Consider the following 18,490-nt stretch of genomic DNA (forward strand, 5'->3'; position numbering starts at 1 on the left):
AATCCAACATCTCAAATACAGCAAAGAGCCCATGCCTAAGCGATATCGCCAAGGCATTGGGCTTTTTTACGTTTCGTATCAACTGCTGCTAGATGATGATGCAGCTGCTGCTGCAGATGCCGCGGCGGCAGCCATTGCTGCCTGCTGTGCTATGAGCATGTTCACGATGCTGGTCGATAAACTTGTGGTCAGCACGCCCTTTTGCAAATTCTCAACATGACTCGTGGCAACGAGCGCCGAAGAATGAAGCAATAGCTCTTGTTTGGTCACTGACCAAGAACCGAAACCTTTTTGCTGGCGCAGTCCTTCGAAGGTTTGGGTAATCTCTTCGACAATCGTGCTTGTTTCAACAGGAAGTAGGGAGAGTACACCCAGTGTAGGCAACGTTTGTGCTCTGTCCATTCGTAAGCCCCTTGTGCGGAATGTGTCGTTTAATTCAAGTAATCGGGTTCTAGTCTGCATAGAATCCTCTCCTAAGGTTAGCACTTGAGTTAAAGTCTGCAGGCCATTCCCAATTGAAAATTCTCGTCGAAGCTCCGTGTAGAGTTCCTCCATGCGTTCAACAGCAGGATCGGGCTCTAGTGTGGACAATGCAAGCATTGAAGCAAATATGTAATCATCTTTACCTGTCAGGAAAGAATGCTCCTTCTTCATTAGATCATAGAACACTTTTGCTCGTTGTACCGTGTCTTGGAATGTTTCCTTAGGTGCATGTGCAGCAATCTGGTATGCAGCGATCACGAGATAATCCGAGGCGTAAAATTTATGTTCCTTCATTACGTCATACAGCATCAGGCTGTCAGCCAGCAAGCTCTCTCGATCTGGCGAAAGGGATAGTAGGGTAGCGAGCAGGATAGACGTATTTCCTCTGAAGGTAGAGAATAATCCGGTATTTTCCCTAATTCGCTCATAGTTCTGTTTGATATCTTCCGTATCAACGGTTTTATTTTCGGATGCGTACAATAAGGCTGCCAGACGATGGATCATCACATTTTGCCATTTAAACGCTTTTTTCATCAAGTGAGTGTTGGATACGAATAATTCAATTCTAGCTGCGTGCTGCTCTAACATAAATCATCCTCCTGCTAAGTTTGTATGAGTTCAGTTATGAGATATCTATCATTTTATACCCAGCCTGTAAATTCCAGAATAGAGGCTTTGGCGGACTGTGCTTCAGACTGTGCGGCTTTTCGCCAGGCTTTAGGTGATTCTCCCATCAGTTTGGCGAAGCAGCGGTTAAAGCTTGAGATGGAACGGAAGCCGACTTGCTCAGAGATAGATAGAATGGATGCTTCCGTGCTCTTCAGTCGTTTGCATGCCTCTTCAATGCGAGTGCTATTCAGAAATTCCAGCGGTGTAGTTCCCATAAGCTCCTGAAACTTGCGGCGAAAATGTGTGGTGCTCAGATGGCATAGATCGGCGAGGTAATCGACGCTTACAGGCATCATATAATTTTTAGTGATAAACTCCAGTACAGGTGAAATGACCAACTCCCCTTGAAGGTCAGGCTCCTGCTCCTGTTCAGACCAGCTCTCGTTGCTCGCGTGAATTCGAAGCAGCTCGATATATAGAGACATTAACAAGCCATATGCGCTCTCCTGGTAGTAGGGGGACTGCTGCTTGATTTCTTCTACGATGGAAGTTGCGAGTGTGTAGATCTTCGGATGCTGTTCTTTATTCAAAATGCAGTTTGTTCCTTGTATCGCCCATAGGTTAGGTTCGATGTGGCTTTGGGCTGTTTTTAGTGAGTGACGGAAGAGCTCTTCTGGAGAAAAAAAGATATACGCCCACAAGCTCGCGGTATTAGGTGAACTGTATGTAGTGTGCGGAAGATAGCGGGGAATAAACGTGATGTCCCCTGCCCGAAAAGGTACAGATTCACCCTTAATCTCCATAATGCCTCCATCGGAATAACAGATGCCAATCTCCATGTGATTATGAAAATGAAGGTGTTCACTCTTGATGTCTGATATTTTCCAGCGATCCCCGCTGAGCAGCAAGACAGGAAAATCAATAGGCAGGCTGTAATGTCGGTATTCAATGACGGGTTTCTTTTTTTTTGGCATATTCGATGCTCCCATTCATAAATGATTGAAATTGCGCAGTTTTGTTGCGAATATGCTTAGATTGAGACTATTTTACTGCGTACAATGGAATAAGTAAAGCGTTTACAAAAATGGACGGACACCTCTCAGAACGCACTTGGGGGCGTGTGCGCAGGAGAGGGGTATGACAATGCTTCAAGTGAAATATGACAGAGAAGAGATTCTTAAGGTTATTGATACCGTTACCAAGAAAACACTAGATATGGATTTGACGTGGGATTGGCCCTGCGGTGTAGCCTATTACGGTGTGTCTAGAGCCTACCAGACGACAGGCAACCAAGAGATTCTGGACAGGCTTGTGAAGTGGGCAGATGAATATATTGAGCTGGGTCTACCGAGCTGGACAGTAAATACATGTGCGATGGGGCATATGTTGATTACGTTATATGAAGAAACTGGGGATCAGAAATACTGGGATATTGCAATGAGCAAGGTGGATTATCTCCAGAATCATGCGCTTCGTTTTGGAGACAATGTGCTTCAACATACGGTATCTGTTGCCAATGATTTTCCGGAACAGGCATGGGCGGATACTTTGTTTATGGCAGCGTTTTTCCTGCTTCGTGTAGGTAGCAAGCTGAAGGATGAAGCGATGATTCAAGATGCCTTGAATCAGTACTACTGGCATATCAAATACCTTCAAGATCCAAGCACGGGTCTGTGGTATCACGGCTACAATAACGTGAACAAGGATCACATGTCCGGATTCTATTGGGGAAGAGCGAATGCGTGGGGAGCATATACGATGTCCCAGGTTAAACCTCAATTAAAAGATTGGTACTTATACCCGCAGTGTATGGATGTGGAGTGTTCACTTCGCGATCAACTGGCAGCGCTGAAGCTGCTTCAGACAGAGAACGGCCTGTGGCGGACGGTTTTGGATGATGTTGATTCATATGAGGAAGTATCTGCATCCAGCGGAATCGCAGCCGCGATGATTAATAACGGTAACCCGCTTCATACCAAGTATGTGCAGAAGGCGCTGGAAGGTATTTTGCAAAATATTAGTGAAGACGGTCGTGTCCTAGGCGTATCCGGAGGCACTGCAGTAATGAAAGACCGGGATGGGTATCGCAATATCCCTAAAGATTGGATTCAGGGCTGGGGTCAAGGGCTCACACTCGCTTTTCTGTCCGACATGTTGAGATAGGGAGGGAATTAAGTTGTCCAAAACAACGAAAGGCTCTTTTACATTACCGGGCGAATCCGGTTATGAGGCGCTCACGCTGGAACTTGCTGAGCGCTGGGGTGCCGATGTCATTCGTGACAGTGATGGTACGAAGTTGTCTGATGAGATCATTAATGCCGGGTACGGTATCTACTCGACCATTTGTATTATTCGGGATCACAACGAGTGGGCATCGCGTAATCTCGATAAGCTGCAACAGTGTTTTTTGATTACGAACCCTAAAGTGGCTGTACAAGATTATATTTCCATCTATTTGATGGAGGACTTTTTTGCTGAACAGTTCAAGGTCAATGACTCCAAAGAGGCCTTTAAGTATTGGCAGGTGTATGATCGAACGACGGGTGAGGAAGTGCCAAGAGAGCAGTGGAACTATGAGCGGGAGTCTGGGAATGTTGTTCTAACGGGCATTGTTCCTTGGCATAAATATACCGTTAGTTTCTTAGCTTATCGGATCTGGGAAGAGATCTCCATGTACAATCACACCACCAATCATTGGGACAAAGAGCATCTCATGCAGATTGACCCGATCTATACAGAGACGCAAACCTATCTAATCGATTGGATGGAAAAGTGGTGTGTAGAGCATCCGGAAACAACAGTCGTGCGATTCACGTCCTTGTTCTATAATTTTGCCTGGATCTGGGGTAGTGATGAGCGTAATCGCCATCTGTTCTCAGACTGGGGCTCATACGATTTTACCGTAAGCTCCAGAGCATTGGATCTATTTGCCCAGAAGTACGGGTATTCCTTAACGGCAGAGGACTTTGTGAACGGCGGAAAATATCGGGTTAGCCACGTTCCAGCACAGCAACGCAAATTAGACTGGATGGCATTCATTAATGATTTTGTCATTGAGTTCGGGAAGCAGCTAATAGACATTGTGCACAAGCATGACAAGTTAGCCTATGTGTTCTTCGATGATAGCTGGGTGGGGATGGAACCCTACAATGATCGTTTCCAAGAGTTTGGATTCGATGGCATGATCAAATGTGTATTCTCCGGTTATGAGGCGCGGATGTGCTCCGAGGTTAAGGTGGATACGCATGAGATACGATTGCATCCATACCTGTTTCCAGTGGGATTAGGTGGACTGCCTACATTTAAAGAAGGCGGAGACCCTACACTGGACGCGAAAAAATATTGGATTAACATCCGGCGTGCGCTGTTAAGAGAGTCGATTGATCGAATCGGATTGGGAGGCTACTTACATCTAGTCGAGCCTTATCCTGAATTTGTGGCGTATATTGAGAAGATTGCCGATGAATTCAGAGAGATGAAAGAGCTGCATCAGGCTGGCAAGCCTTATCAATTGAAGACCAAGGTAGCTATTCTGCATAGCTGGGGCAAATTAAGATCATGGACGTTGTCTGGGCATTTCCACGAAACGTATATGCATGATTTGATTCATATCAATGAGGCATTGTCCGGGTTACCGGTTGACGTGAAGTTTATTGATTTTGAAGATATCCGTCAGGGAGCCCTTGAACATTGTGATGTCTTGATTAATGCAGGATCAGCGGGCTCTGCCTGGAGTGGTGGAGAACACTGGAATGACCACACCTGTGTGGAGCTTCTGACTCAATGGGTGTATGAAGGGGGAACCTTCATTGGTGTGAATCAGCCTTCGGCGGTTCCGGGCTATGATCACTTTTTCAGAATGGCGCATGTGCTAGGTGTCGATGAGGATACCGGCGCGAGAGTGGTTCATGGCAAATGGTCGTACACCGTGAAGGATGAGCATCAATTAGTTCCTGAGGGAGCGACTATAAAAGGTAAACATAACATTTATCTTACCGATGGATCAGCAACCGTGGTCAAGGATCAAGACGGCGACATTACGCTATCTACGCATGATTTTGGTAAAGGAAAAGGAATTTATCTGCCTTCATTCGAATTTACCTGGGCAAACACAAGATTATTGCTGAACTTAATTCGTTCAGCAGGTCATGAGCCGAGTGAGCCAAAATACATTTCAGATAATTGGTATACGGAGTGCGCCTATTATCCAGAAAGTAAAATACTAGTTGTGATCAACAATAGTGATCAAGCACAATCCACGACGATTGATACGGAGTATGGGCAACAAACGTTCACACTCGAGCCGTATGATACGGTGATCACGAATATTGGTGTAATCAAATCCGTATAGAGATGGTTGTGTCTTAAGATTGCGGCAAAATCCTATTAAAAAAGCTCAAGCGACTGACGAGATTCGTCGGAAGCTTGAGCTTTTTGTCTGGGATAGATGAAATAAACGAAGTTAATGTCCTTTCGTCCGTTTTATATCATTCAGAAAACCTTTATTTCCGACTGGATTGATAAGCAAAATGCGTATTATACAATTAATTGATAGGAAATGCAATAGGAAAAAGATTGCTTTTCGTCGAATGATCGTTTATTCTAAAAAAAGGAAGTCTATTACATTTTAAGAGGAGGTATGGCTGATGGAAAACATGATGATGATGAACATGATGATGAATATGTGCATGGAAGAAATGATGTGCAAAATGAAGTCCATGAAAATGATGATGGAATGTATGGAAGACAAGAGCATGATGGAAGGCATGGATATGAACAAAATGATGTCCTGCATGCAAGAATGCGATGAAATGATGACCACGATGATGGGCATGATGAGCAACATGAAAAAAGCATCCATGTAATCATAAGTAATTATGGATCAATGATTAATCTGTAAAGCTGGCGGGCTTTACAATATTGCAGAACAGACGACTGTATGCAACCATAAAACCATAATAGCCTTATCATCGGGCGGGTTAAGCAGACGAACTGCAGACCGGCTTTTTTTCTTGTTTATTGATGTTGAAGGATTTTACGTGAAATATCAATCCGCATCAGTTTTAATTTGTACCATTGCTCCTGTAAAGACTCCGTCTGATAGCCCTCGGAAGCAACTCTCAGCTTGCTAAAAATCTCTATCAATTGTTTATTGATTCGATCATAGCTGGCAAGCAGCTCACGAAGCATGATGTCTTTCCGTTCTTCCTCTAGCAATACGTCCTTCTGATCACGAAGCTTCCCCAGAATATGTTCAGCCCATTCCGAATCACCGATTCTACGGGCATAATTATATAAATCCAAATAATCGTTAACCCAAGCTTGTGTCCAAGAACTCATGGCGTTGTTCACTCCAGTCAGCTACGCTTTTCTATATACCGAGTATTATACCCGGAATAATATAATTTACAAGGGCTGAACTGATTTTTCTTGATAAAATATAACTATAACGCGATGGAGATCATCCTTGACGTCTAATGATATCAATGATTTTGTGCTGAGCATCTTTGGCTTCAGGGATCGGATATAGTACGAAGACATGATTCATTTTGGGATATACAAAGGTATTGTGCTCAATGCCTTGGTCTGTAAGCATTTTATCAAGCTTCATGTTATCGGGAAATAGACCTTCATGGGTTCCAATAAAGATACTAATCTTGCTGAGCCCTTCAAAATCACCGTAGATCGGGCTGATGAGTGGATCGTCTAAAGGTTTATCGGCTGCCCAGATCCGTCGAATCACATCATATCCTTCCAAGGCCAGCATCGGATCTCTGGTTTCGTAATCGAAGATGACCGGGTTGTCCAGTACCATATCAACGCATGGCGATAACAAAATGATATCTTTGGGTTGTGGTAGAGAATTCATCTTGATGTAATGAGCGAAGCTAAGTGAAATATTGCCTCCTGCTGAATCTCCCATGATGGTGAGTTGAGAGGTGGTTTTTACGGATTTAATCATTTCTCGGTACAGATTTAAGAGCCTCGGATACGTATGCTGATAATTAAAATGAGGTACTTTAGGATAGATTGGAGCGATAACTTTGGCATTCAGCGCTTGTGCCATGCGATCCATAAACCGCCAGTGAAAGGATAAAGGCTGATGAGTATGCGCACCTCCATGGATATATAGAATAACGTTTTGGTTAGTGGAATGCTGATCATTCAAGGTGAATACCTGCATGCCTTCAAAAGAGCTTTCGATTATGGCAGACGTTAGTTTAACCTTCCCTAGTTGATAGGGTTTGTTATTTTGCTGACCCATGTGCTCAAGATGTTTCATCGTGTTTTCCCGTGAGGATAGATTTTTCTTGGTATCTAATAAGCCGATGTATTTCTCAAAGAGATAGCTCATGACAGAGCGTTTGTTAGGATATATATTTACACTCATTGGTTTGCCGCCTTTCATGGTTGAAAATTAATATATCTACAGTATAGAGGTTGAAGTATACTTCAAGGTCAAGGCTGGGAAAGCGGGTTGCCTATGTATATTAGTGTGAATCTCACGGTACTGACATGTTATAATTTAGGAGGTGTACGACTGAAAGCAATGTGTTCTTTTGAAAATTTCATAAACCATAATAATATCAGAATTGGGGTGATCTTAATGAAAATTAAAGTGGATTTAACTCGCGAGAAATTTGATGATATCAACGGAGTAGATTTCTATGATGGCAAGACGCTGTTTTTTGATATCCCGACGACACTGCCCAAGGATCTGGAGATAATGGTGTGGGGCGCGAGCTTGATGCCAGAGTTCGACTGGTCTTCATATGTAAACCTTGAGAAGGACACACGCCTTAGAGAAATTATAGATAGAAGTAAGAGTATAGCCGTACAAATTCAGGGTTTTGGCAAGCTGAGATTGGAAGGGTTAGTAGGCGGAAATATTGAGGTATCCCCTTTAGATATGACGGTGAAGGAAGATTATACGTATTTTAGAGATCGGCAGGGACAAATCTTGTCTTTCCGAAGAGAATGGGGCATGGAATCTGTAGACTCAGCGTGTTATGAATATGGTTTTGATTCAAAAGTGGCATTTCCATTCGGTCATTGTGATCTGAACTTGTACGCGAAAGGCAATGTGGTGTTCGAATTTGATACAGATGATTGTGTGCACTACCATGACTATGTATTGAACCCCAATAGGGATGAGACGTATTTCGGTTTTGTGAAGCGCCAAGAGCTGGCATCCAATACATTCAAGGATTTTAAAATATAAGGTGGATTGCACATGATGAAATAATAAGGAGGATGCCAGTGGGGAAGTTCAACGGTAAGGTGAAAATGTTTAACAAAACCAAAGGGTATGGCTTTATCTCAGGTAATCATGGCCATAGAGATATAAATGTACATTTTAGCAACATCCAGGCAGAAGGATACAGGACATTAATAGAAGGTCAGAGCGTTGAATATGATATAGAAGAGACACCGCGCGGCTTAACCGCGATCCAAGTTCGGGTTCTGGAGCGAAATCAAGCGATTGAGCATGACACCGAGGACAAGCTGTATTGGTGCCGGGCAGGGGAGATTGAAGAAGAGGCATTTGTCCGTGAGATTGTTCCCCGTATCCATCGTAATCTTATCGTTCATCCAGACAAAAAGATTCGCAAAACGATGATAGATTTACTGAACATAGATCAAGGAACACTAGCCGATCTCAAAACGCAAAAGACACCCTTTTTCTCGGCAGGTCGTTATGGATATGATCCCCAATACACGGTGACCTTTAATCACAAGGATTATGATCATTATAAAAGATTGTATCCGACAGCCACCATATACTTCTGGGTGCACTGGGGACAGCTTCAATATAAAGCGTACACGGTAGAACCGCTGTATGGCGTTTGGGAAGTACCCTTTACATATCTTCAAGAGCGGATCGAAGCTAACGAAGTAGCATTACACCAATATAAACATCGAATTAATGACACGAAGAATGCCACGGAAAGCTATTTATTTAATCTAAATGAGTTTCATAGACTACTCTAATCCAGATCGGATTATACATAAAAACTGGTAATTCAATGTTAACTATAATATGTTATACATAAGTTGGGCTGAGAGGCTCAACTTGCAATATTTTGGTATCGCTTTCATTACTGGCTGAATCAGAGTTGTTATTCATTTAACTTAAAGGAGAATAGTACATGTATACCCAACCGAAAGCTTTGCGATCTGTACTAGATGGTAGGTATCTAGAATTCGTTATGAGTGAGCAGTATGACATCGGAAATTGGCAAGAATGCGTGTACTGGCTAAGAGGTCTAAATGATACGTACCGCGTAAAGACGTCAAAAGGACTGTATATTCTTCGTGTGTACCGCACTGAAATTAAGGAAGAAGAGGTGCAGTATGAACTATCCGTGATCTCTCAATTAAAAGAGAAGCTGAACTCTTCCGGCCATGCAGATGTCGGAGAGTATATTGCGAAGAAAGATCATAGTACATATACCGTTCTTGATGCCCCGGAAGGTACACGGATTGCCGTGATGTTCCGCTATATTGATGGAGTAGAGAACAATCTTGAGGATGAGGCATCCTGTTATGTATTTGGTCAATCTGCGGCACAGCTGCATGAGGCGCTGGATCTCGTCATTGTTGATCAGCCGCGTTATGAATTGGATACATCGTTTCTTATTGATCAACCACTAGAGCGGATTATCCGTTATATTGGTGAAACACATGAAGCGACTGCCTTCCTCCAGACGTTCGCGAGTGTGTTGAAAGAACGCATTAACATTGCGTCCCAACATGGATTGGATACCGGCTTATGCCATGGAGACATGCATGGAAATAATAATGCGTTTCAGCAGGGGCAGGTATTTACCCATTATGATTTTGAGTGGGTGGCTAAGGGGTGGCGTGCTTATGATCTGGCTCAGGTGAAGGCGCGCAAGCGGCAATCGGGAGAGAAGAAAGATGTGTTATGGCAGGCGCTTCTGTCCGGCTATCGTTCTATTCGGAACTTTTCTTCCGAGGACGAACAGGCCGTTGATCTCTTTATTATGGTTCGACGCTTCTGGATCATGGGTCTGGACGTGGCCTTTATTGATAATGATATGGGTGCACTGGATTATGGCGAGGATTGGCTAAATGATTTTGTAGAGGAGTTCCGGGGTATGGGAATTGTGGGGTAACGTGTTGTTTCTAGTAGACGGTTCGGAATAGCGAACGGGTAGAAGAGGAGAAAGAACATTTCTTTCTCCGTTGCCCCACTTTTTACAACATTTGAATCTATCATTTACTGAAGTGCTAACCATATCAAGTGAATGGATGCGCCCAGTCCCATGAAGTAGATAATGGATCTGGAGAAACTATTTTTGAATTCATTGCGCGGATGCTTTTCGAAGAAGAAGTGTAACACGGTATGTATGATGAAAAAGATATCCAGTACCCAGAAGGTAATGCTCTGATATGAACTAAATAGAAGCCCAAGGATGATCGTGTACATCGGCAGGTGAATCCAAGTGAAATACTTATAGGCTTTATCGTCTTCCATATCTTTTAATACGATAAATAGTCTCCATTCGGATCGCCTAATGGCATCCATTTCATGTAGAAGAAATAGGGAGAGATTGAATAAAAATAAGATCAATAACAGATCGGGCATGCGAAGCCTCCCTTCAAACAGAATGAACATCGGATATACATACGAGCGTTAAATTGCATTAGTTCCAAGAATGCGTTGTGGCAGATCGATAGGGTTCTATTTTTCATTTTCAGCATGGTAAGGAATAATTCATAGTTTGACTACCAAATAGGTGAAGTACAATAAAAGACTCTCCGATCCATTCGATCTCGGAGAGTCTTTTATAATGGAACATTCCTATTGGAAATGATGAGTTGTACGATGAACTATAGCAATGAACTGTAGCTATTATTTCACTAAAGCCTGCTCAACAAGTTCAAGTGACTCAACCTTAATATTCGGGTAATCCCCAAACACCCACTGTGGCATGATGTGAATATTTCCCGCTTTTACAGCCTTCAGATTGCTCCATACGGCAGATTGTTTCATCTCTTCGAGCACCTTCTCAGCTTCATCATCATGACTAACTGTCGATTTTCCTATGGTCATAAAGATATGATCCGGGTTCAACTCTGGGAGTGTCTCCAAGGATAACGTCTCATACGTATCTTTCATGTTTGCCAATTGAGGCACATACTTGAGTCCTAAATCATTGGACAAGGTTGCTCCCAGATGAACATTGGGGCTGGCAACTTGCACATTTTTTTGAACACGCATGAATAGGAAGGTCTCATCTTCACCGATATGCTGTGCCATTTTTTCTTTAATCTGTGCGGCTTTGAGATCGTACTGCGCTAGCCAGTCTTCGGCCTGCTGCTCTTTACCCACGACAGTGGCAATCTCCTTCATTTCCTCTCGCCAATCGCCATCCCCCCGGAATACGATCACAGGAGCTACTTTGCTCAATTGCTCATAGACGGTGGGCTCAATATGACGAGCAATGATGAGATCCGGTTCGCTTTCCACAGCGGCTTCAAGATTAATCTTATCCCCTAAAGGCAGAATATCTGGATTTTGCTGGTCTACATCCATATAGGGCAGAACTGTAGAGCCCCCATAAGTGGTGGTGGCATGGGGATATACACCTAACGCATACAGCGTATCCATGATGCGATAATCTGCCGCTGCAATTTTATTCGGTGTGCCTTCCAGTTTCGTTACGCCCATATCATGCTGGTATTCAACAGCCGTGCTTGCCTGAGATGGCTGGATACTAGTCCCGCAGGCGCTGAGCATAATCATCATGCACATGAGCAATGCTACAGCTAATGGTGTCTTGTGTTCTTTTGACATGAGTGAATCTCCCTTCTCGCCTACATGATCGACAGTGTTGCTACGCCATTCAGTATAGTTCAGAGAAGCAGAGTTCCATATGGATGATTTGAGCCTCTTGTATGTAATATTCGATAACTGCTGCTCAGCAGCTTGCTTTCGGAATTGTCCAGGGACGAGACCCGTATGTTTTTTGAATCGTCGTATAAAATAAAATAGATCATCATAACCGACTTGGCGTGCAATATCTTGAACCGCTGCATCGGTTTCTGATAACAGGAGAATGGCTTTCTCCATGCGAAAATGAATCAAGTAATCAATGGGGCTACGTCCCATTTTGGATTTGAACTTGCGAGACAGATACTGCACGTTATAATTCAGCGTTCGCGAAAGATCATCTAACGTCACGGATTCGGCAAAATGTTCTTCAATGTATCGAATCGCCTGATCCACAATATCCGGTTTAACGGTTACCGCAGACTGCTGATCCAGTTGGTGCATGATTTCGTGTAGAAACAGTTGGAAAATGGCGTGTGCTTTAAAGCGTGCCAGATCTCCGCCATCCGTCCAGGAATGATATAACTCCTGTACATGTTGGTGTAGTACAGCAGGATAATCCGATTGGAGGGCAAAAGGGTCTTCCAATGTGGTATGCAAACCATTTAACACTCGAAGAGGATCTGTGTTTGCCGTGTGTTCTGTTTTATACAAAATGAGATAATAGGCCATCGGCTCCTGACTGATGACCTCTATATGAAGTCCTTTGTTACCATGAATCACATGACTGTGGGAGACAAGGTAGGAAGTCTGGTTAAGGATGAATTCTCCTTGCCCTCGGCAGACAAGTAAGAAGGCGTTTGCGGGAAATCGATAGGGCGGAAGCGGCTTACCCGTTGGGATTAGCGTATAACGAACATCGAGTATATGAATGGACGATTGAGTCCATTGCTGTATATAGGTGGATAAATCCATGATGCCTCCTCATCCATAGTGAATGTCAGAATGGGATTTTTGTAGTTATTATAGTTGATAATCATTCTCATTTCAATCCTTCCTCACATTCCTTGTTGTATTTCTGCGACACATCTCGTACAATTTGGTGAAGTAATTCTGCATTGCGTTAATGTGGATGTGAAAGAGTTGATTGTTTACAACATGAAGATGTACACAAGAAAAGGGGAATGACGTTTGGAATCGAAGCAACTATCTAGAGGGCTGAAGCCTAGGCACGTTGAGCTGATTGCACTCGGCGGCACGATTGGCGTAGGTTTGTTTATGGGTTCGGCAAGTACGATTAAATGGGCTGGCCCTTCCGTATTGCTTGCCTATCTGCTGGCTGGGATCGTGATCTTTTTTGTCATGCGCATTATGGGAGAAATGTTGATTCAGGAACCAGTAACAGGCTCCTTCGCTACATTTGCCCACAAATATATTGATCCACTTGCTGGCTTTCTCACCGCCTGGAGTTATTGGTTCCTCTGGGTAACGGTCGGCATGGCCGAGGTTACGGCGATTGGTATTTACGTGGGGTATTGGTACCCAGATATTCCGCAGTGGATTCCTGCGCTTGCTGGGGTGCTGATTATTGCTGCGGCGAATCTCGCTGCGGTGAAGTTCTATGGTGAATTCGAGTTCTGGTTTGCCATGATCAAGGTAACCGCCATTGTTGCAATGATCGTGATTGGTACAGGGCTGATTTTCTTCGGCTGGGGCAACGGCGGACAAGCGATTGGTCTATCGAACCTGTTTAGCCATGGTGGATTCTTCCCAGGTGGACTAAAAGGATTCCTTTTTGCGCTATGTATCGTCACAGCGGCATACCAGGGCGTTGAGATGGTTGGTATCACAGCGGGAGAAGCGGAGAATCCCAAGTATACGTTGCGCAAAGCGATCAAAAACATCGTTTGGCGTATCCTTATCTTTTATGTAGGCGCGATCTTCGTTATTGTGACCCTGTATCCATGGAATGAGGTTGGAGAGACAGGAAGCCCGTTCGTGTTGACGTTTGCTAAGGTAGGCATTGTGGCTGCAGCAGGGATCATTAACTTTGTTGTACTTACGGCTGCGATGTCAGGCTGTAATAGCGGTATTTATAGTGCAGGGCGTATGCTGTATACCCTTGCGGAGAATGGACAGGCGCCAGCCTTTTTCAAAAAGTTATCCAAGGGCGGGGTTCCCCGCAATAGTATTATCGTTACGATTTCCTTGTTGCTTATTGGCGTAATTCTGAACTATCTAATGCCAGATTCGAAGCTGTTCCTATACATCTACAGTGCGAGTGTGCTGCCAGGGATGGTTCCATGGTTTGCACTGGCATTCAGCCAATTCAGGTTCCGTAAGCGCTGGGGCAATGAGATGGCTGAACATAACTTTAGATCCAAATGGTTCCCGATCAGTAACTACATCATCATTGTATATCTGGTGCTTGTTATTATTGGGATGTGTTTCAACCCAGATACAAGAGTACCGTTGCTGGTAGGTGCGACCTTTATGGCGATTGTAGTCATCGGTTATTTCCTATTCGGAATCGGGAAAAAGCAGCGGATTGGGCAGGACCCAACTCGACATGAATAAGCGATGATGCAGATGGCATTGGAAGATCCCAGCCGTGTGACTGAGCAAGCAAGTAAGAAAGCGGTTAGGCCTCTTAACCATCCGTGGTGAAAATAGTTCAAACTTCAAGATGAAGCTGAGAAAATTCAGCTTCATCTTTTTTTGTTCTTGAATCTCCTGTAACTGGAGGTTTTAGGATAGGAGATAGAAAAGCTGCTCTATTTTGAAGGAGTTACACATTTAAGCGAAGCAGCGAAGGAGGAAATAGCACGATGAGATGGTTAGAGTGGATCTACATCATTTTCAACGTAGTCATGTTGGTTGGGCTGGTGGTTAAACCACGCAAATCTCGCCCGATGATATGGGGTGGATTCGTAATATCAGCGGTATTGCTGTTGTTACATGGTTGGATGGAGGGGCTGCGGTGGCCGATGATTCCAGGTTACGCTATGACGTTTATGCCCATATTACTGTTGATTGTTACAAGAGGAAAGCAACGTTCCACAGAATCGCGGAGCCGTCTGCGGGTCGCTGCAACGTCGCTATTCGTGTTGGTGTATGCTGCGATTGCCGTAGGGCTACCGCTATTATTTCCGATATTTACTTTTGCAGAACCGGCAGGTTCATACGGAATTGGTACGGTTTCTTATGATTGGACGGATGAAACGCGTGAAGAGTTGTTCACAACACAAACTGGAGATCATCGCGAACTGATGGTACAGGTATGGTATCCAACGAATAAAGATGTGAAGGGAGCACCAGCACCTTATGTCTCTGATTCGGCAGTGTATAGTACTGCCTTTAATGAAGTGCTGAAACTGCCCAAGGCGCTTTTCTCCAGCCTAGGTGATGTTAAGACTCATGCAATCCAAGATGCAGAGCTGTCGGATGCAGAGGCCAAGTATCCTATACTTGTTTTTTCCCATGGTCTGCATGGATATGAGAAACAAAATACTTTCCAGGTCGAGCAGTTGGTGAGTCAGGGATATATTGTAGTCGGCATTAATCACACGTATAGCAGCTTGGTCTCCATCTTCCAAGATGGGCGTGTGGCTCAGTTTGAATCTGAGGGAAAGGAAGGCTTTGATCAACTGCAATTTGATTACATGGACAAGCTTAACGAGACTTGGGTGAAGGATGCCCAAATTGTGCTGGATCAACTGGAGAAATTGGCAGCGAGTGACCCGGAAGGGCGCTTTACAGGTCATATGGATCTGGAACGTATCGGCATGTTCGGTCATTCCTTCGGCGGAGCAACAACAGTGCAGATATTGATGGATGATCCTCGTGTCCAAGCAGGCATCAACATGGACGGCGTATTATTCGGAGAGAAGCGTATCCCGGCTCAAGGCGTGGGCAAGCCTTTTCTTATGATGAGTGCTGATGAGACATTGGCTGGAACAAGTGTGATGGATGACGATGCCATTGCCGCTCTAGGTGCAACACGTCCAGAGGCTGAGAAGTATTATGAAGAGGTATATGCAAGGTACGAGCCTGTCACTGCAGGCGGGAACTACTGGATGACACTGAACAATACGACACATCTCAGTTTCTCGGATCTGTATCTCATATCCCCAATTCTGGAATGGTCGCAGGGTGTAGATGCTAGAGGAACGCAGGAACTCGTGAACGAGGCAACGCTTGATTTCTTCAATCATGTGTTAAAAGGCGAACCATTGAAGCTCTTGAATGAAGAAGTTGGAGATCACCAGGCATATTCATTGCAAAAAGGATGATCTTTACGTTCGTCATCGCACTCCGTCCAAATTGTAAAAAAAGGAGTAAGATCGCCCTACTCTGGACGATCTAACTGCTGTAGTCTCCAGCGCATTCCTCTCTGTAAGAGTTCAATGCATTCCACCAACTGACCCCATTCAGGATTCAGGATGGAGCATAGTTTGTTAAACCGTAGAATGCGTTCTGTGACGGAATCAAGCATATATCGGGATTGATTACGAAAAAAATCCTCTGGATTACTGGACTGTTCGCTACTGCCGTACATCATCACGAAATCCCAAACGATGGATTGTACTGCCGGGCTGTCTTCCGACCATTGGTTTTCCAGCGCCTCGATAGCTCGAATATGGATTGCTTCCATTTTCTTAACCCAAGTCGCAGCCTGAACCTGTGGATGGTTAGCCATCGTGAAGAAAGGGATCTCCAAACGAGCCAGATCAGCGAGATAGACAGGATCACTGAGTAAGGCTTGTACTTCTTGCCAGGCGACGTCTTGTTTGGCGGACAGCTTCGTGTCTTTCATGATGTATTTATCGAAAAAGTGAAGAAATGTGACTCTCCACTCTTGTGGAATACTTTCCAGTAAGCGAGACTGCTCTAACTTGGTGGAGACAAATTGTTTTCGTCTAGTTGCACTGGCGTTCATCGATTCGACCAGACTGGATACATAACCAAGCGATTGTTCTGTACCTAGTGCGGAATCGGCTTCATATTGTTTGGCTTGATGCAGAATGGAGAGCATGGATTGGAGGGTGTGCACCTGGGATTCCAACGCTTCAATCTGTAAGTCCAGTGCTTGTGACATACCAAGCTCACCGGACATGAGTTTGCGAATGTCGGGTATGCCAAAATTCAAATAGCGTAGCGTTGTGATCAATTCTAGTCGCCACAGGTCTTGAAGTGTATAAAGGCGGTGTCCACCTTCTGTATATTGGGATGGCTGGAGCAGTGCAATTTCGTCGTAATACCGGATTGTTTTGACCGTAGATCCAATCATCTTGGCCGCTTCACCTATGGAATATGTCGTCTGTTGTTGCATAACGTAGTTCACCTCAGGATTCATTATACAGGTTCAGGTTCTTGAAGATTCACATGTAGGAGCGAATGGTAAATGGGAATGCTCAGTTTAAACTCTGCCTAACTCGGTTACAAAGGAAGGAGTGAGACTTTTATAACAACCTATATGAAATCTAACGATAATAATCGAGGAGGAAATTGACGATGGCAAACCAAGATCAACACACCATACAAGATCCGACTACACAATATCCGAAAGCTACACCGGAGTGGAAACAGCAGCAGGAAGAGCCGGGATTGCAGCGTGAGATGACTCCTGTTCCGGATTGCGGTGAGAAGACATATAAAGGCAGTGGCAAGCTTACAGGCCGTAAAGCAGTCGTTACCGGTGCGGACAGCGGGATTGGCCGGGCAGCGGCGATTGCATATGCTCGTGAAGGTGCGGATGTCATACTCTCCTATCTGCCAGAGGAAGAAGCGGATGCGAAGGAAGTCGTGCAACTAATCGAGGAAGCTGGCCGCAAAGCTATTGCTGTTCCCGGTGATCTTAAGGATGAGAAATACTGCGAGAAATTGATTGAAACTGCGGTCAAAGAACTGGGCGGTATAGACATTCTGGCTAATGTGGCAGGGAAGCAGCAGTTTGTCGAGCAGATTGCCGATCTGACAACTGAACAATTCGATGCGACGTTCAAAACGAATGTGTATTCTATGTTCTGGCTCTGCAAAGCAGCCGTGAAACATATGAAGCCAGGTAGTTCAATCATTAATACATCGTCCATCCAAGCCTACAGTCCGTCTCCCATTTTGCTGGACTATGCCACCACGAAGGCTTCGATCAATACCTTCAGTAAAGCACTCGCTCAACAGGTTGGCAGCAAAGGCATTCGTGTGAACGTTGTTGCACCAGGGCCGGTGTGGACACCACTTCAGATTGTCGGTGGACAACCTGTAGAGAAGTTGGCCGAATTCGGGAACAATACACCGCTGGGTCGTCCGGGACAACCTGCAGAGATGGCTCCAGCCTACGTATTTCTGGCGAGTCAGGAATCGAGCTATGTAAGTGGTGAGACGTTGAATGCCAATGGCGGTACAGTAAGCCCGTAAAAGAGTGAAATTCGGGAAAAAAGAGCGCATCGATTCATACGACACATGCCATTACCGAGGTAAGACTATTGATTCATATAGATACACATAGAGCCTTCGTCAACACAATGTATTCCAGTCGGTGTCGTATCGCATATTACAATCCGCCAAAAAGAAAACGGGACAACGCAGTGGTAAGCT

15 protein-coding genes and 1 pseudogene are annotated in these 18,490 nt (G+C 44.5%); 9 read left to right on the top strand and 7 right to left on the bottom strand.

From position 1 onward, the window contains the following. Nucleotides 1–78: 78 nt before the first annotated feature. Together M3636_RS22035 and M3636_RS22040 are read right to left on the bottom strand one after the other, a co-directional pair. Nucleotides 79–1,071 (bottom strand): DUF4003 family protein, encoded by a 993-nt coding sequence (locus tag M3636_RS22035; protein ID WP_251384029.1) that lies wholly within the window; start codon nt 1,069–1,071, stop codon nt 79–81. A gap of 53 nt (nt 1,072–1,124) precedes the next feature. Then, complete coding sequence (locus M3636_RS22040) at nt 1,125–2,066, bottom strand: AraC family transcriptional regulator (protein ID WP_251384030.1); 942 nt, start codon at nt 2,064–2,066, stop codon at nt 1,125–1,127. Between the two features lie 169 nt (nt 2,067–2,235). Between M3636_RS22040 and M3636_RS22045 the strand changes: the two genes are divergently transcribed. The 3 genes from M3636_RS22045 (at nt 2,236) to M3636_RS22055 (ending at nt 5,957) form a co-directional block, all read left to right on the top strand. Further along, the gene (locus tag M3636_RS22045) at nt 2,236–3,255 is read left to right on the top strand and encodes a glycoside hydrolase family 88/105 protein (RefSeq protein WP_128104306.1); all 1,020 of its coding nucleotides are present in this window, start codon (nt 2,236–2,238) and stop codon (nt 3,253–3,255) included. Nucleotides 3,256–3,268: 13 nt separating this feature from the next. Next, nucleotides 3,269–5,443 carry a 1,3-beta-galactosyl-N-acetylhexosamine phosphorylase gene (gene gnpA / locus M3636_RS22050; protein ID WP_251384031.1) on the top strand — a complete coding sequence of 725 codons (2,175 nt, stop codon included), beginning with the start codon at nt 3,269–3,271 and terminating at the stop codon, nt 5,441–5,443. A 295-nt stretch (nt 5,444–5,738) separates the two neighbouring features. Next, the gene (locus tag M3636_RS22055; RefSeq protein WP_056692804.1) at nt 5,739–5,957 is read left to right on the top strand and encodes a hypothetical protein; all 219 of its coding nucleotides are present in this window, start codon (nt 5,739–5,741) and stop codon (nt 5,955–5,957) included. A 151-nt stretch (nt 5,958–6,108) separates the two neighbouring features. Here M3636_RS22055 and M3636_RS22060 read toward each other — a convergent pair whose 3' ends face one another. Both M3636_RS22060 and M3636_RS22065 read right to left on the bottom strand, forming a co-directional pair. Beyond that, complete coding sequence (locus tag M3636_RS22060) at nt 6,109–6,432, bottom strand: hypothetical protein (protein ID WP_251384032.1); 324 nt, start codon at nt 6,430–6,432, stop codon at nt 6,109–6,111. A 121-nt stretch (nt 6,433–6,553) separates the two neighbouring features. After that, nucleotides 6,554–7,483 (bottom strand): alpha/beta hydrolase fold domain-containing protein, encoded by a 930-nt coding sequence (locus tag M3636_RS22065; RefSeq protein ID WP_251384033.1) that lies wholly within the window; start codon nt 7,481–7,483, stop codon nt 6,554–6,556. A 216-nt stretch (nt 7,484–7,699) separates the two neighbouring features. On the opposite strand from M3636_RS22065, the gene M3636_RS22070 reads away from it, so the two are divergent. From M3636_RS22070 to M3636_RS22080, 3 genes and pseudogenes are all read left to right on the top strand, one after another. Continuing rightward, entirely contained in the window at nt 7,700–8,314 is a 615-nt protein-coding gene (locus M3636_RS22070; protein WP_251384034.1) for a hypothetical protein, read from the top strand. A 32-nt stretch (nt 8,315–8,346) separates the two neighbouring features. Continuing rightward, nucleotides 8,347–8,559, top strand: a pseudogene (locus tag M3636_RS29820) (cold-shock protein); the annotation flags it as partial. 683 nt (nt 8,560–9,242) lie between these two features. Then, nucleotides 9,243–10,232, top strand: coding sequence for a phosphotransferase (locus M3636_RS22080; protein WP_128100345.1), 990 nt, complete (start codon nt 9,243–9,245; stop codon nt 10,230–10,232). A gap of 104 nt (nt 10,233–10,336) precedes the next feature. Here the strand turns inward: M3636_RS22080 and M3636_RS22085 are convergent, their stop codons facing one another. Both M3636_RS22085 and M3636_RS22090 read right to left on the bottom strand, forming a co-directional pair. Then, nucleotides 10,337–10,705, bottom strand: a complete 369-nt coding sequence (locus M3636_RS22085) for a DUF6713 family protein (protein ID WP_128100346.1) — start codon at nt 10,703–10,705, stop codon at nt 10,337–10,339. Nucleotides 10,706–10,972: 267 nt separating this feature from the next. Further along, on the bottom strand, nt 10,973–12,868 hold the full coding sequence (locus M3636_RS22090; RefSeq protein WP_251384035.1) for an AraC family transcriptional regulator: 1,896 nt from the start codon (nt 12,866–12,868) through the stop codon (nt 10,973–10,975). A gap of 216 nt (nt 12,869–13,084) precedes the next feature. On the opposite strand from M3636_RS22090, the gene M3636_RS22095 reads away from it, so the two are divergent. Together M3636_RS22095 and M3636_RS22100 are read left to right on the top strand one after the other, a co-directional pair. Beyond that, complete coding sequence (locus tag M3636_RS22095; protein ID WP_251384036.1) at nt 13,085–14,470, top strand: amino acid permease; 1,386 nt, start codon at nt 13,085–13,087, stop codon at nt 14,468–14,470. 251 nt (nt 14,471–14,721) lie between these two features. After that, entirely contained in the window at nt 14,722–16,185 is a 1,464-nt protein-coding gene (locus tag M3636_RS22100) for an alpha/beta hydrolase family protein (RefSeq protein WP_251384037.1), read from the top strand. Between the two features lie 56 nt (nt 16,186–16,241). On the opposite strand, the gene M3636_RS22105 is transcribed toward M3636_RS22100, so the two are convergent. Continuing rightward, entirely contained in the window at nt 16,242–17,225 is a 984-nt protein-coding gene (locus M3636_RS22105) for a MerR family transcriptional regulator (protein ID WP_251384038.1), read from the bottom strand. Between the two features lie 182 nt (nt 17,226–17,407). Between M3636_RS22105 and M3636_RS22110 the strand changes: the two genes are divergently transcribed. Next, entirely contained in the window at nt 17,408–18,310 is a 903-nt protein-coding gene (locus tag M3636_RS22110; protein WP_251384039.1) for an SDR family oxidoreductase, read from the top strand. Nucleotides 18,311–18,490: the final 180 nt, after the last annotated feature.

Origin of the sequence: Paenibacillus sp. MER 99-2 (assembly GCF_023714095.1) — a bacterium.
GTDB lineage: Bacteria > Bacillota > Bacilli > Paenibacillales > Paenibacillaceae > Paenibacillus.